Genomic DNA, 14,733 nt, shown 5'->3' with positions numbered 1-14,733 from the left:
ATTAAGAACATAAAAATAAATTGATGAAAAAACTGATTTTTATTTTCGTTTTGTTAAGTTTGTTTTCATGCAAAGATTACATCGATAAGCCTGCAAATCTTGTTGATAAAGATCTGATGTCTGAAATTTTAGCTGATTTAACGATTAATGATCAGGCTACTTTTATGTTTCAGGACAGAAATTTAGAAGCAGGTACAAGGTTTATCCTTAAATCTCATCATGTAAAACCTGATGATTTTGTTGAAAGTTTTAAGTACTATGTAATTAAAAATGAAATGCAGGATATTGCCAATAGTGCCCAGGAAATTTTGCTTAAAAAAGATCCGAAAGCGGATAAATATATAAAAGAAAAACAAAAGAATAACGGAATTCCGCCTGTTATAAGATAATGTTATACAGAATATATCATTCAAAAATAATTGCAGATAGCGGTCGGTTAAAAGCATACTAATGAAATTTTTTAATATAGAGAAAACCTCTGAAGGTAAAGCAAGAGCAGGAGAAATTACTACAGATCACGGGAAAATACAAACTCCTATTTTTATGCCTGTAGGAACAGTAGCGAGCGTAAAAACGGTTCATCAGAGAGAATTAAAAGAAGACATTAAAGCCCAGATTATTTTAGGGAACACCTATCATCTGTATCTGCGTCCCGGAATGAAAACAATGCAGGATGCAGGAGGGCTGCATAAATTCATGAACTGGGATCTTCCTATTTTAACGGATTCAGGAGGTTTTCAGGTATTTTCGCTGGCCAGCAACAGGAAAATGACTGAAGAAGGAGCGCGGTTCAAATCGCACATTGATGGAAGCTATCATATGTTTTCTCCGGAAAGATCAATGGAAATACAAAGGCAGATTGGGGCTGATATCTTTATGGCCTTTGACGAATGTACTCCTTACCCATGCGATTATAACCAGGCTAAATCATCTATGGAACTGACTCACCGCTGGTTAAAAAGATGTATAGAGTGGACTGAGAACAATCCGGAATTATATGGTCATAAGCAAAGACTTTTTCCTATTGTACAGGGATCAACCTATTCTGACTTAAGAAAGATTTCAGCTGAGGTAATTTCTGAAGCCGGAGCGGAGGGGAATGCCATAGGAGGACTTTCTGTGGGAGAGCCTGAAGAAGAAATGTATAGAATTACTGATGAAGTGACAGATATTCTTCCAAAGGAAAAACCCAGATACCTGATGGGAGTGGGAACTCCGTGGAATATCCTGGAGTCCATAGGATTAGGAATTGATATGATGGATTGTGTAATGCCTACAAGAAATGCAAGAAATGCAATGCTTTTTACATGGCAGGGCGTAATGAACCTTAAAAATGAAAAATGGAAACGTGATTTCTCTCCTTTGGATGAGTTTGGAACCAGTTTTGTAGATAAGGAATATTCCAAAGCATATCTTCGTCATTTATTCGTATCCAAGGAATATTTGGCAAAACAAATTGCATCGATTCATAATCTTGCATTCTATCTGGATTTAGTTAAGGTAGCAAGAGAACACATTATTGCCGGTGATTTCTATGAGTGGAAAAATTCTGTAGTCCCGGCTCTCAGACAAAGACTGTAAGATTATGCTAAAAATAATAGACAGATATATTATCAAAAAATATCTTGGGACTTTCAGTTTCATGTTGATACTGCTGTCTATAGTAGTACTTGTGATTGATGTCCAGCAAAAGATTCCAAGGATAGAAAATGCAAAGGCAATTGATGCCAAGCTGGACCTGGTTTATTTCCTGATTCATTTTTATCCTTTCTGGATCATCAACCTTGTGGTGACATTCCTTTCTATTCTGGTGTTTATTACTGTGATTTATTTCACATCGAGAATGGCCAATAATACAGAAATTGTGGCAATTATCAGTAGTGGGGCAAGCTTTCACAGATTTGCGAAACCCTATCTGTATACCTCTGTTCTGATTGCGCTTATTTCCCTTATGGTAAACCATTTCGTTCTGCCGTGGGCAAATATTAAGAAAAATGAACTGGAGGCATATACCTATAATGCAGCTAATAAGGAAAAAATATTAGGAACAGCACCGGCTTCATCGCAGCTGAGCAAAACAGAATATATTTTTGTGTCTTCCTGGAATAAAAGGGAAAAAAGAGGGTCTGGTTTTGTTTACCAGAAGTTTGATAAGGACAGGCGTATGGTATACGAGCTGAAAGCCAGTGATGTATATTGGGACCAGGAGAAAAAGCAGTTTGTCCTGAATAATTATCTTGAAAAAACAATCCATAAAGATAATACAGAGAAGCTGGGAAACGGAGTGGAACTAAGGAAAAATTACAGCCATTCCCCCGAAGAGCTTTTTCCCAATGAACTTTTGGGACAGAATAAGACCACGCCTGAGCTTTTGAAATTCATTGCCCGGGAAAAGGAAAGAGGAAACAGTAACCTCAATTCTTATCTGAATGAGCTTTATCAAAGGACCTCAATGCCTGTATCTATTATTATTCTTACCTTTCTGGCCTTATCCCTGTCATCACAGAAGAAAAGAGGAGGACTTGGAATTAATCTGGCTATAGGGATTTCCCTGGCTTTCCTTTTCGTATTTTCATTTGAAGCCTTAAAAGTAGTTTCAGAAAATAAAAGTATGCAGCCGGCATTAGCGATGTGGCTGCCTAACCTGGTGTTTCTTCCGCTTACTTTGTACCTGTATATCAAAAGAGCAAATCAGTAAAGAAGCTTTACTTCCTTATGGTAGAAAGAACGCATTCCTTCTTCCAGTTCGATCCAGAGTTCACCCCGTATGTCAGCATTTCTGATGATGCCATTTTGTCTCTCTTTTTCAATTTCAAAGACTGATATCTCATCTTTACGGAAAAGATGGTCATTAAAATTATTTAAGACTGTCTGATCAGAAGGCACGTTTTTCAGTTTTTCGGACAGGTATTCATGGAAGCTTAAAGAGAGTTCTTCAAGGGCAAATTTTTGCCCTGTCTGGGTTAAGAGTGAGCCGGCATTGGATATTTCATTAAAATTCTCCTGAAGGACATTGATTCCGGCTCCGATGATGAAATAATTATTTTGATTAATTTTCCTCTTTTCAATTAAAATTCCAACGATTTTTTTACCTTTAAGGATAATATCATTTGGCCATTTTATTTTTACATCATGATCAGCCAATTTGGCCAGGAAATCCCTGACAATAATTGCGGTATAATAATTGAATATAAAGTCGGAACACAGGATGTTTTGGGTATTTACTGCCAGCGTATAAGCCAGGTTTTTTCCGGCAGTCTGAGTCCATATATTTCCATACTGACCACGGCCTTTAGTCTGGTTAAAAGTATGTAATCCTATAAAATCTGAATTTTCGTAAAGTAAAAACTTTGATATTTCGTCATTAGTAGAAGAACATTCCTTCAGGTAGAATAGTTGGCTCATTTAAGAAAACTTTAAGACATTAAGGGGGTAAAAGTAAGGTTAAAGTAAAGAAAAAACAATAAATTTGCAGATTATAGTATTTTTTTAATGAATAAAACAGCAGAAAAACAAGCACTAATAGATAAAATCGTTGAAGCACTTCAGGATGTAAAAGGGGAAGATATTATGATCTTCGATCTTTCAAATATCGAGAACTCAGTGGCCGAAACTTTCGTGATATGCAGCGGAAACTCAAATACACAAGTAGCTGCATTAGCAGGGAGTGTAGAGAAAAAAGTAAGAAACGACCTTAAAGACAGGCCGTGGCATGTAGAAGGAGCGGAGAATGCCATGTGGGTATTGGTAGATTATGTTTCAGTGGTGGTTCATATATTCCAGAAAGATGTACGTGAGTACTACGATATAGAAGAACTTTGGGGTGATGCAGTCATTACCAGAATTGAAAATGAATTATAAATTTTAAAAAGTATAAATGAATAATAAGGGATTCAACTGGTTCTTTCCTATTGCAATCATAGCTCTTTTGCTATTCTTCGGCTCCAATTTCCTTGGAGGTGATGCTGCAAAATCTATTGATGAAGATGGTTTCTTTAGAGAAATGCAGGCGGGGAAAGTCCAAAATATAATTATATATAAAGATATAGAGAAGGCTGATGTTTTTCTTACCAAGGAAGCAAAATCAGCAATGGTTAATAAAACAGCTAAAGAAAATAATCCTCTTTCTGCATTCGAAATGGCTCCTAAAGCAGATTATTCTGTAAAATATGGAGACCTTCAGCTCTTCCTTCAGAAATTTGATCAGATTAGAGCTGCAAATCCAGCAATTAAAACAGCTAAAGATTACGGAACAGGTAAAAGCCCGTTCACTGATATTCTGGTGTCTGCACTGATCTGGATTGCTATCTTAGGATTGTTCTATTTCCTTCTTTTCAGAAAGATGGGAGGTGGAGGAGGCCCTGGCGGTCAAATCTTCTCAATCGGAAAATCTAAAGCTAAGCTTTTTGATGAAAAAGAAAGAATTCAGGTTACATTCAAAGATGTGGCCGGACTGGAAGGCGCAAAGGAAGAAGTTCAGGAAGTAGTGGATTTCTTAAAGAATTCTGAAAAATATACCAAGTTAGGAGGGAAAATTCCTAAAGGTGTACTTTTGGTAGGGCCTCCGGGAACAGGTAAAACATTATTGGCAAAAGCTGTTGCCGGTGAAGCCAAAGTTCCATTCTTCTCACTTTCAGGTTCTGACTTTGTAGAGATGTTTGTGGGTGTGGGAGCTTCAAGGGTAAGAGACCTTTTTGCTCAGGCAAAAGCCAAATCTCCTGCGATTATCTTTATCGATGAGATTGATGCAATCGGACGTGCAAGAGGGAAAAATAATTTTTCCGGCGGGAATGATGAGAGGGAGAACACACTGAACCAGCTTCTTACTGAAATGGATGGTTTCGGAACAGACACCAATGTTATTGTAATGGCAGCAACCAACAGAGCTGACATTCTGGATAAAGCCTTAATGAGAGCCGGACGTTTTGACCGTTCTATCTATGTAGACCTTCCGGAGCTTCATGAAAGAAGACAGATTTTTGATGTTCATTTAAAGAAAATCAAACTTGATGATACTGTAGACCGTGAATTCCTTGCTAAGCAAACACCTGGATTCAGCGGAGCTGATATTGCTAATGTGTGTAATGAAGCAGCACTTATTGCTGCGAGAAACAATCACACTTCTGTTACTAAGCAGGATTTCCTTGATGCCGTAGACCGAATTATCGGAGGTCTTGAAAAGAAAAATAAAGCAATCAAACCTTCCGAAAAAAGAAGAGTTGCCTATCATGAAGCAGGACATGCTACAATTTCATGGCTGGTAGAACACGCGTCTCCACTTTTAAAAGTAACTATAGTTCCGAGAGGACGATCGTTAGGGGCAGCATGGTATCTTCCTGAAGAAAGACAACTTACCACTACTGAGCAGATGCTGGATGAAATGTGTGCTACGTTGGGAGGCAGAGCTGCAGAGCAGGTCATCTTCAACAATATTTCTACAGGGGCACTTTCTGATCTGGAAACAGTTACGAAAAGAGCTCAGGCGATGGTAACCATCTATGGATTAAGTCCGAATATCGGTAATATTTCTTATTACGACAGTTCAGGCCAGTCTGAATACTCTTTTGGAAAGCCTTATTCTGAAGAAACAGCGACTAAAATTGATGCAGAGATCAAATCCATCATCGAAAACCAGTATGAGAGAGCTGTAAGAATCCTTGCAGAAAACAAGGATAAACTTGATGCTTTAGCCAATAAACTTTTAGAGAAAGAAGTGATTTTCCGGGAAGATCTGGAAGAAATATTTGGGAAAAGAGCCTGGGATCCTGAGTTGACAGAGAAACCGGTTACCAATACAATTCCTGAAAAAGATCAATCAGAACCGGAAATGCCTCAGATAAAAGAGAAAGAAGAAGAAAGTGAAATACAGGCTCCGGAAAGCCCGACACAGCTTTAATCTTCAAAAACAGAATAAAATTTAAACCTGACAAAATCTAAAATTGTCAGGTTTTTTCATATTTAAAGAGATATTTTGGAATCTATTGTAATTTATTTTCTATTTTTGTATAAAGTTGACTAAAAATAGATTAAGTTGAATTTATTCAAGAGGATTGTAAGCAAACTTACCAACCAGCCTGAAGAAGAGGAAAAACAGAGCCTGGAGAAGCTTGGGGACTCGCTGAAAAATGCGGATCTCGACTATAAGTTTGCGCAATTATTTACGCATTCAGGAGGATTTTTTAATTATTGTGCAGATGAAGCGGAAGCTCTACAGACTTTAAATCAGATTATCAAGATAGAAGGTATTGGCAACCTTTTCTGCTGGGATAAAGAACTTCAGAACTTTTTGAACGTTGTGAAGTCTCCTTATACCTCAGAACTGCAGTCATCAAACGATGCTGCATTTATTACATGTGAATATTTGATTGCCTATGACGGAAGAATCATGCTTTCGCACAATAATATTCTTCATTATCATTCTTCAAGGCTTCCGGATAAGATTATCATCATTGCCAACGTTTCACAGATTGTGAATAACCTTAATGATGCCATGGGAAAAATTAAAAGAAATGGGAATATAAAAAATCTTACCTCTATCAGTGGAGGACAGTCAAAATTAGACGGATCTTCCGGCTCTAACCCGAAACTCTTTTTATTACTGCTTGAAGATTAAGCACGCAATTCTAAATTTTAAATTTTGGACAAAAATCTTATTCAAAGAACGATCTCAGGTATTGCTTATGTAGCTATTATCATTCTTTGTACCACTCCGCTGGGAGCACAGCTGATCAACAGTATTTCTCCCGGTCTTATCCAGCAACAATATCTGTATCATGGACTGATCTGTTTATTATTGATTGTGGGTTCCTGGGAATGCATTAAAATTATGAAATTTGGTAAGGGATACGAGAAATGGGTCGTTTTTCCATTGGTTATCTTCATATTTTATATTTTTTCAAAAAGGTATTTCCATCATGACTTTTTCTTTGATTTCAGGCTCAGTGAGATATTAGCCCTCTCTTTGATAGGAATTGCTGTAGTTACTCTATTTAAATATCCGAACGAGTTATATTACGATAGCGGGAAACTGATTTTTACTGTTATTTATGTGGCTTTACCGTTCAGTTTTGCTTTGGGGCTACCTAAGTTTTCGGCATACAATGACACATTCTCTTTAGAAGTGCTGTTTTTGTTTATCCTGATCTGGAGCAGTGATACATTTGCCTATCTGGTAGGAAAATTTTTTGGAAAACATAAAATGGCACCTAAGATATCTCCTAAAAAAACCTGGGAAGGATATGCAGGAGGTGTTATTCTTACCCTTATTTTGTCATATTTTGTAGAGCATTACCAACCCGAACTCAGAGGGAACTGGATGATGGTAGGATTTTTAGTGGCTGCTTTTGCTCCACTGGGGGATCTGGTGGAGAGCCAACTGAAAAGAAACTTCGGAGTTAAGGATAGTGGAAACATCATTCCGGGGCACGGAGGTGTTTTAGATCGACTGGATAGTTTCATAATCTGCGTTCCTGTCGTATATTTGTACTTTATTTTAGAAAAATTTATTTAGTCTCATGAAATTGCATAGAGAATCAAAAGGAACAATCACCGTAGCAACCATAATTTTCATTATACTGGGAGCTTTAGCGATCTATTTCCTTAAAATATGGTCGCTGTTGATCATCATGCCATTATTGGTTATTTATAGTCTTATATTCTGGTTTTTCCGGGTTCCGGACAGAAATATTCTTGACCATAAGGAAAATGTAATAGCTCCTGTGGACGGGAAAGTAGTAATGATCAAAGAAGTGGAAGAAAGTGAGTTTCTGCAGGGAAAAGCGATCCAGGTTTCGATCTTTATGTCTCCATTGAACGTTCATATCTGCAGATATCCGGTTTCCGGAGAAGTTGTTTATAAAAAATATCACCCGGGAAAATATCTGGTAGCATGGCATGAGAAGTCTTCTACAGAAAATGAAAGAACTACAGTAGCAGTACAGACTTTGACCAATCATAAAGTAGTTTTCAGGCAGATTGCCGGATATGTGGCAAGAAGAATCGTTTTCTATTGTAATGAAGGAGATCAGGCAAAAGCCGGACATGAATTCGGGTTTATTAAATTCGGCTCCAGAATGGATGTATTCCTGCCTTTGGATACCGAGATCATCTGCAAGATCGGCGATATTACAAAAGGTGGTTTGGATGTGATTGCTAAATTGAAAGAAAATTAAATATTATTTATCGTATATAATAAAAGAGAGGGTCATATTGACCCTCTCTTTTATTATACCTGTAAATGATTATTTTGAGTTTGACTACGCATGCGTAATATTGCGTACTCAAGGATTAAAGCTTTTTTTTCCGGATCAATAATTTTGCGGTTACAAGAACACAGGTTGTTCAGGCCTTTATAAGATTTATGACTGATTATATTTTCCTTTATAATTTAATATGAATTTTATAAATTGGCTCTGAAAACACAAATCATATTCTTTTATCGGTCAAAGTTACAGGCAAATATTGGTTGTAAGTTTTTTTAGTTTAAAAGCTGCTAATATTGAAAAATTTATATTTTCAGTGGTACAAATACCAATTTGATCTTTGTGAAAACATAAAAAACAACATGATGATTTATAAGTTTTTCTTTAAAATGATGAATGAAGAGGCAGAGAAAATAAACGATGATTTTGATAGCAGTTATTTACGCCTTATTAACCGGTATCTGCTTTTATTGTTCTCTATTTTTTTGTTCTATTCTATTTTTATAATCACTTTTTTCGGAGATATGCTGATTTCAACATTTCTAACAGTGATTACCTTTTTCTGGTTATTTCTAATAGGAGTAAAAGGCAAGACAAAACGGTTTAAAAAAGTTTTAAAGCCCTCTATTATGGGCGTATTCGTTTTACTTACATTTATAGTAAATTTTTTTAATATTTATACTTATAAAAATGCTGGAGTAGAATACTTTTACTTTTGTCTTCTGTTTGCTGTTCCGTTTTTTATGAATTACAAAAAAGATGCTTTTTCTATCTTTTTTATTGTATTCATGATTAGTATTAACTTCATTGTATGCCTGTATTTTGATTTTGATTTTCTGCCTAAAAGCAGATTTATAGATAATAAAGATCTCAAAACAATAAGGCTGCTGAATATCTTATTTTCTATTGCTTCCTTTCTGATGGATATTGTTTTTATTACACAGAAAGATGGGCTTATTCATGGTTTGATTACGGATAAAAAAGAGCAGGATTCTACTATCAAGGATCTTGTAAAAACAAATACTGAGCTGATGAAGCATCAGATGTTAATTAATCATCTTTCTGAAGAAAATATAGAAGAGCTTTTAAGTTTAGCTGAAAATAATTCTCCTGTATTTTTTGAACGGTTTCAGGAATTTTTCCCTCATTTTATCCCTGATATTCTGAAAATAAATGCTAACCTTATTCACTCCGAACTGTATTTCTGTGCTTTGATGAAGCTTGATTTTGATACAAAGAAAATAGCAAGATGTACGAACAATAGTATTCGTGCCGTTGAAAGCAAAAAATACAGGATCCGGAAAAAGCTGAATATTTCTTCTGAAATTAACATCAACAGCTTTCTTATTAAAATTTAATACAATTCCGATTTTTATTACTTATACGTAGTGATGAGTATTGTTTGATGGTATGATTTGTTTTTCTTGTCAATATTTTTACCAAAAATATTGTGATGAATATTAAGAACATTCATATTGGTAATCTGATCAGAGCTAAGGTTGAAGAACATCAGATTCCCATAGAAAGAATCTCCAGATTTTTGGACAGAACAGAATATGAAACAGAAATGATGTATCATTCAAAAAGTATTGATACTGATGTTCTGTTAAAATGGTGCAAGCTTTTGAAATTTGATTTCTTTAGGTTTTATACTGGTCATTTGATCCTGTATGCCCCACAGGCAAAAATTGATAACATCGCAGGCGGGAAGGGAAATACAATGATTTTCAGAAAGAATATTTACACACAGGAAGTAAAAGATTTTATACTGGAAAAGATCGAGAGCGGAGCCATGACGGCTAATGAAGTTGTTGAAAGATATAAGATCCCCAAAACAACCTTATATAAGTGGATAAAAAAAGTATAAAATAAAAATGATGCCTGACTATAAGCAAATCTATACAGATATTCTTAAAGAAAAATTTCCCGAAAAAATAATAGATCATAAGATTAAATCCAGACTGGAAAGATTACATTCTGCCATCGATGTTCTGAGATTTAATCAGCTGGTTTTTGGTGAGCCTGAATTTACAATTGGATTTAATAATCAAAGGCTCCGTTCTTATGATAAGAAATCTATTTTAAAAATTCTCAACTATCAGAAGAAAAATAAACTGACAAACCTTCAGCTCAGCAACCATTTTAAAATAAGCAGAAATACAATTGCCAAATGGAAAATAATTTTTAATTATGAATGAGTCGTGCATTTTATTGGTGCAATTTTCTTTTATAGTACATAAAAGCAATAAATTATAAATCTGGTTGTGCTTGTAAAGTATGTTTGAATTGAATTAAATAATCCGGCTTTTATTTGAGCTTTGTATACTGTAAGTTGCTGGTGTTTTGTGAGTTTTACTACGCATGAGTAGTATTGCGTAGTGTAGATTTGGTTTGTAATTGCTTGTGGATGATAATTTTGCTGACAGTTACTTAACTAAAAAACAATTATTAAACAATTAACTCATACAATGATGGAAACAAAATTTACAATGCCTCCAATCAAAGTCCTGCTCATAGCAATGCTCTTTGTTTTTGGAAAATTTTTTTCTCAAACCTATAATGGTGCAGTAGGAATCAATACGACAACGCCGAACTCTAATTCCGTTTTGGATGTTATTTCAGGAAATAACAACAAAGGAGTACTTATTCCAAGGTTAACAGAAGCGCAGCGCAACGCAATTGTAATCAATCAATCCAGTGATGATGGCTTGACTATTTACAACACCACAGAAGACTGCTTCAATTACTGGAGCTTTGCGGATAACGAATGGAAAAGCGTCTGCGGACAGATGGGTAAGGCCGTTTTTACGATAGACTGCTCATCTTCCAAAGCAATGGGAAGCTATATAAAAGGGAAAGAACTTACCAATTCCAATTACCTGAAGATTACTGTGAATGTGACTAAACCCGGTAATTATACCATTTCCGGAACGACAGCCAACGGATACAATTTCTATGGAACCGGAGTATTTCTAAACACCGGAACGCAAACAATACAGATTCCGGGGCAGGGAATTCCTCAGAATATCCAGACAGATAATGTGTCGCTCGAAGCAAACGGGACGGAAGTGACTTGTACCCCTGCTATTTCGATTACTGTTCTGAGTCCTGCAGGAACCTATACCATGAGCTGTGGAACTGCAACGGTAAACGGAGTATACAAGGTTGGGACAGCCCTAACAGCTTCCAATACAATTACTCTTCCTGTTAATGTAACAGTACTGGGAAGCTATACTGTTACCACTAATACTGTTGACGGAATTTCTTTCAGCGGATCAGGCACATTTAGTTCTACTGGAAATCAGAATATTACATTAAGCGGAATAGGAACTCCAACTTCTACATCGGTGAAAACAATTACAATTACTTCTGACAGCCAGGGTGGTGTATCTACAACATGTTCTGTAAATGTAGTCGTCGTCATTCCTAAAAAAACGGTTCTCCATATCGGATTAGAAACAGCTTACGGTTATAGTGCATATACCGGTCCGTCAAGAAGTCTGATGGATTCTCCAACAAATTTTGGTACGGCTGCTTCCAGTATTGTTAAATATGAAGGCTTTACGCATATCTCTTTAGGAAGCTCACCTTCTTCGGCTGCTCTTCAGACGGCTCTTAATAATAAGCCGGATATTGTTGTCATTGGGTACAACTATACACCTAATGTTACAGATGCAGGTTATATTGCTTCCTACCTTAATAAAAAAGGAGTTGTCATTGCGATGACAGATGATACGGGTACTGCACAGAACTTATTCAGAGGAATATTCTCTGATCCTACCATTTCAGCATCTTATGGAAGTGGTGCAGGCTCCGTGTATGCTCTTACCAATTCTGATGATCCCATCCTTAACGGACCTTTTGGAGATGTAAGAGGTAAAAACTGGGGTGAAGATGCTTCTACCACAGTAAATATTTCGGGATTGACAAGCGGTTTTGTTCCATATAGCTATGCACAGCCTGTCAACAGCACAACTGCCAGAACAGGAATTTCAGGATTAAGAAATACCAGCCTAAACTTCATATGGTTTGGTGACGGTGGTTTTTTAAGTAATGAGAATGCCAATGGAAATCAATACACAAGTAATACCATTGAGCCGTTTGTGGCACCAAGTACAGGTGGATATTTTCCTGTTCAGAAATCCGCTTACGGATACGCAGGTAACGGATATGCTGCGGGAGGAATGCAGGTACAGAACTCTATACTGTTTGCCAATATGATTGCCTGGGCAATTAAACAGGCAGAATTTAACGGAATAAACACAAAATGATAAAGTTTTTAAAGATGGCTCCGGTACGATTATTCGTGCCGGGGTTTTTATTTTATATATCTTTTAATTTCTTCTATCAGATTTAATATGAATTCCACAGGCAGATCTTTCTCCGGATCAATAAGAAGGATCTTAAATTTCTTTCTGCCATCCTGAATAAGTTCAGGATAATCCAGTTTATCCCCATGGTAAAAACTGATATAGTGTCTTCCGTATTTCTTGCTGTAATAAAAATAACACAGCATTTTCTTTTTATACTTGATAAACGGAAGCCCAAAACTGAATGTTTCTGTAATATTTTCCTGATCCGAAGCCAGTATTTTATCACGCAAAAACAAAAGAGTACTTCTTTCAGGCTCTTCGATTCTGTAGAAATACTCTTGTATAGGGTTCATTTTAATTCGATTAAAATATATTAATCAAAGTTTTGTAACTCAACAAGCTTGTGATACATTCCTCTTTTTGCAATCAGATCATGGTGGGTTCCCTGTTCTACAATATCACCTTTTTCCATCACAACAATCCAGTCTGCTTTCTGAATGGTTGAAAGCCGGTGGGCAATTACCAGTGAAGTTCTGTTTTCCATCATTTTTTCCAGGGCATCCTGCACAAATCTTTCGGATTCAGTATCCAGTGCCGATGTTGCTTCATCAAGAATCATGATAGGAGGATTCTTCAGCACTGCTCTTGCAATGGAAACCCTCTGTTTCTGCCCTCCGGAAAGTTTATTTCCATCATCTCCGATATTGGTATCATATCCTTCAGCAAGGTTGGAGATGAATGAGTCTGCATTGGCAATTTTAGCGGCTGCAATGACTTCTTCTCTGGTAGCATCAGGTTTGCCCATCAATATATTATTGTAAACCGAATCATTAAACAGCACAGATTCCTGAGTCACCATTCCTAAAAGCTGACGATATTCTTTTAATTTTAAATGTTTAATATCTGTACCATCAATCAGAATTTCACCTTCAGAAACATCATAAAACCTGGCCAGAAGATTAGCAATAGTTGTTTTTCCACTTCCACTCTGCCCAACCAAAGCAACAGTCTTTCCTTTTGGTATTGTTAAATTGAAATTCTTTAAGATCAGGTTTGCTTTATCATAGTAAAAGCCAATATCTTTAAATTCAATACTATTTTGAAGAGTAGAAATTGAAACAGGCTCTGCTGCTTCTTCGATTTTTACATCTGCATCCAGAATTTCCAATACTCTTTTCAGGGAGGCTTCTCCTTTCTGTACATTAGAGATTGCTGTAGATAAGCTTTTCGCCGGAGGTAATATCTGGAAGAACATTCCCAGGAATACCAAAAAGTCTGCCGGTGATATGCTTTGTTCAACAATGATTTGTTTTCCTCCGTACCATGCAATGATCAGAAAAGTAATAGAACCTAAGAATTCGCTCATAGGAGAGGCAAGCTCTTTCTTTCTCCCCAGACTGATCGAACTTGAGATCCATCTGTTCATAGACTTCATAAAGCGATTATCCATGATTTTTTCGGCATTGAAGATCTTAATTACTTTTGAAGATTTTAATGTTTCATCAACAATGGAAAAAATGGTGCCCATTTCATGCTGGGCTTCATGAGAATCTTTTTTCAGGCTTTTTCCTACCAAAGCGATCATTGTTCCCATAACAGGCAGTACCAATAAAGAGAAAAGAGTCATTTCAGGGCTTAGGAAGAACAGGGTCACCAAGGTACTGATCAACATAAAAGGAGCGTTAATCAATTCAATTAAACTTCCCAGTATATTGCCTTCTACTTCTCCTACGTCATTGGACATACGGGACATCAGATCTCCTTTCCGGCTCTCTGTAAAAAAAGAAACAGGTAGTGAAAGTATTTTTCGGTACATGGCCCCACGCAGATCTTTGGTTACTCCCACACGATAGTTAATCAGTAAAAAAGCGCCAAAATATCTGAACGCATTTCTCAGAAGGAACATAAAAGCAGTCACAATACACAGCCACGCAAGGACGGTAAGAGATCCGTATTCACTTACTAAAGCCTGGACATAGTAATTGGAATATTCTTTTAAATAAGAGAGGAAGTCAATAATTTCACCGGAATAAACAGGTGCGGAGTCATATTTTTCAGGCTTAATTGTACCGAAAAGCATTCCTAAAACCGGTAAAATCGTTCCTAATGAGGCAATCTGAAATACGGAATACAGAATATTGAAAAATAAACTTCCGTAGATATATTTTTGATGCGGTCTTGCGAATTTTAAGATTTTTTTATATTCGTTCATTCAATGA

15 protein-coding genes are annotated in these 14,733 nt (G+C 36.4%); 12 read left to right on the top strand and 3 right to left on the bottom strand.

Annotated features, from left to right (window positions below):
* Positions 1-23: 23 nt before the first annotated feature.
* From DRF59_RS03430 to DRF59_RS03420, 3 genes are all read left to right on the top strand, one after another.
* Positions 24-389, top strand: coding sequence for a DUF4296 domain-containing protein (locus tag DRF59_RS03430; RefSeq protein ID WP_115956885.1), 366 nt, complete (start codon positions 24-26; stop codon positions 387-389).
* Between the two features lie 61 nt (positions 390-450).
* Entirely contained in the window at positions 451-1,581 is a 1,131-nt protein-coding gene (gene tgt, locus DRF59_RS03425) for a tRNA guanosine(34) transglycosylase Tgt (protein WP_115956884.1), read from the top strand.
* A 4-nt stretch (positions 1,582-1,585) separates the two neighbouring features.
* Positions 1,586-2,698, top strand: a complete 1,113-nt coding sequence (locus DRF59_RS03420; RefSeq protein WP_115956883.1) for an LptF/LptG family permease — start codon at positions 1,586-1,588, stop codon at positions 2,696-2,698.
* Here DRF59_RS03420 and DRF59_RS03415 read toward each other — a convergent pair.
* The gene (locus DRF59_RS03415; RefSeq protein ID WP_115956882.1) at positions 2,692-3,405 is read right to left on the bottom strand and encodes a biotin--[acetyl-CoA-carboxylase] ligase; all 714 of its coding nucleotides are present in this window, start codon (positions 3,403-3,405) and stop codon (positions 2,692-2,694) included. The genes DRF59_RS03420 and DRF59_RS03415 overlap by 7 nt on opposite strands.
* An 87-nt stretch (positions 3,406-3,492) precedes the next feature.
* Here DRF59_RS03415 and rsfS point away from each other — a divergent pair, with 87 nt between their 5' ends.
* From rsfS to DRF59_RS03370, 9 genes are all read left to right on the top strand, one after another.
* Positions 3,493-3,861, top strand: a complete 369-nt coding sequence (rsfS, locus tag DRF59_RS03410; RefSeq protein WP_115956881.1) for a ribosome silencing factor — start codon at positions 3,493-3,495, stop codon at positions 3,859-3,861.
* Between the two features lie 16 nt (positions 3,862-3,877).
* Positions 3,878-5,896: an ATP-dependent zinc metalloprotease FtsH gene (gene ftsH, locus DRF59_RS03405; RefSeq protein WP_115956880.1), complete on the top strand. Its 2,019-nt coding sequence runs from the start codon at positions 3,878-3,880 to the stop codon at positions 5,894-5,896.
* Positions 5,897-6,031: 135 nt separating this feature from the next.
* Positions 6,032-6,613, top strand: a complete 582-nt coding sequence (locus tag DRF59_RS03400; RefSeq protein WP_185144897.1) for an LUD domain-containing protein — start codon at positions 6,032-6,034, stop codon at positions 6,611-6,613.
* A gap of 24 nt (positions 6,614-6,637) precedes the next feature.
* The gene (locus DRF59_RS03395) at positions 6,638-7,510 is read left to right on the top strand and encodes a phosphatidate cytidylyltransferase (RefSeq protein WP_115956878.1); all 873 of its coding nucleotides are present in this window, start codon (positions 6,638-6,640) and stop codon (positions 7,508-7,510) included.
* Positions 7,511-7,514: 4 nt separating this feature from the next.
* Complete coding sequence (locus DRF59_RS03390; protein ID WP_115956877.1) at positions 7,515-8,171, top strand: phosphatidylserine decarboxylase family protein; 657 nt, start codon at positions 7,515-7,517, stop codon at positions 8,169-8,171.
* 818 nt (positions 8,172-8,989) lie between these two features.
* Positions 8,990-9,559 carry a helix-turn-helix transcriptional regulator gene (locus DRF59_RS21070; RefSeq protein WP_241505469.1) on the top strand — a complete coding sequence of 190 codons (570 nt, stop codon included), beginning with the start codon at positions 8,990-8,992 and terminating at the stop codon, positions 9,557-9,559.
* Between the two features lie 95 nt (positions 9,560-9,654).
* Complete coding sequence (locus tag DRF59_RS03380) at positions 9,655-10,068, top strand: transposase (RefSeq protein ID WP_115956876.1); 414 nt, start codon at positions 9,655-9,657, stop codon at positions 10,066-10,068.
* Between the two features lie 7 nt (positions 10,069-10,075).
* On the top strand, positions 10,076-10,399 hold the full coding sequence (locus DRF59_RS03375; protein ID WP_115956875.1) for a helix-turn-helix domain-containing protein: 324 nt from the start codon (positions 10,076-10,078) through the stop codon (positions 10,397-10,399).
* A 270-nt stretch (positions 10,400-10,669) separates the two neighbouring features.
* Entirely contained in the window at positions 10,670-12,472 is a 1,803-nt protein-coding gene (locus DRF59_RS03370; RefSeq protein ID WP_123873648.1) for a hypothetical protein, read from the top strand.
* Between the two features lie 47 nt (positions 12,473-12,519).
* Here DRF59_RS03370 and DRF59_RS03365 read toward each other — a convergent pair whose 3' ends face one another.
* Together DRF59_RS03365 and DRF59_RS03360 are read right to left on the bottom strand one after the other, a co-directional pair.
* Positions 12,520-12,867: a DUF1801 domain-containing protein gene (locus DRF59_RS03365; RefSeq protein ID WP_115956873.1), complete on the bottom strand. Its 348-nt coding sequence runs from the start codon at positions 12,865-12,867 to the stop codon at positions 12,520-12,522.
* Positions 12,868-12,887: 20 nt separating this feature from the next.
* The gene (locus DRF59_RS03360; RefSeq protein ID WP_115956872.1) at positions 12,888-14,726 is read right to left on the bottom strand and encodes an ABC transporter ATP-binding protein; all 1,839 of its coding nucleotides are present in this window, start codon (positions 14,724-14,726) and stop codon (positions 12,888-12,890) included.
* Positions 14,727-14,733 lie beyond the last annotated feature (7 nt).

Origin of the sequence: Chryseobacterium flavum (assembly GCF_003385595.1) — a bacterium.
Classification (GTDB): Bacteria; Bacteroidota; Bacteroidia; order Flavobacteriales; family Weeksellaceae; genus Chryseobacterium; species Chryseobacterium flavum.
This window is presented reverse-complemented; position numbering and strand designations above follow the sequence as displayed.

Bases quoted from the DNA above. Each gene is read 5' to 3' on its own strand.
- DRF59_RS03430 (WP_115956885.1), top strand. From the start codon at position 24: ATGAAAAAACTGATTTTTATTTTCGTTTTGTTAAGTTTGTTTTCATGC.
- tgt (WP_115956884.1), top strand. From the start codon at position 451: ATGAAATTTTTTAATATAGAGAAAACCTCTGAAGGTAAAGCAAGAGCA.
- DRF59_RS03420 (WP_115956883.1), top strand. From the start codon at position 1,586: ATGCTAAAAATAATAGACAGATATATTATCAAAAAATATCTTGGGACT.
- DRF59_RS03415 (WP_115956882.1), bottom strand. From the start codon at position 3,405: ATGAGCCAACTATTCTACCTGAAGGAATGTTCTTCTACTAATGACGAA.
- rsfS (WP_115956881.1), top strand. From the start codon at position 3,493: ATGAATAAAACAGCAGAAAAACAAGCACTAATAGATAAAATCGTTGAA.
- ftsH (WP_115956880.1), top strand. From the start codon at position 3,878: ATGAATAATAAGGGATTCAACTGGTTCTTTCCTATTGCAATCATAGCT.
- DRF59_RS03390 (WP_115956877.1), top strand. From the start codon at position 7,515: ATGAAATTGCATAGAGAATCAAAAGGAACAATCACCGTAGCAACCATA.
- DRF59_RS21070 (WP_241505469.1), top strand. From the start codon at position 8,990: ATGATTAGTATTAACTTCATTGTATGCCTGTATTTTGATTTTGATTTT.
- DRF59_RS03380 (WP_115956876.1), top strand. From the start codon at position 9,655: ATGAATATTAAGAACATTCATATTGGTAATCTGATCAGAGCTAAGGTT.
- DRF59_RS03375 (WP_115956875.1), top strand. From the start codon at position 10,076: ATGATGCCTGACTATAAGCAAATCTATACAGATATTCTTAAAGAAAAA.
- DRF59_RS03370 (WP_123873648.1), top strand. From the start codon at position 10,670: ATGATGGAAACAAAATTTACAATGCCTCCAATCAAAGTCCTGCTCATA.
- DRF59_RS03365 (WP_115956873.1), bottom strand. From the start codon at position 12,867: ATGAACCCTATACAAGAGTATTTCTACAGAATCGAAGAGCCTGAAAGA.
- DRF59_RS03360 (WP_115956872.1), bottom strand. From the start codon at position 14,726: ATGAACGAATATAAAAAAATCTTAAAATTCGCAAGACCGCATCAAAAA.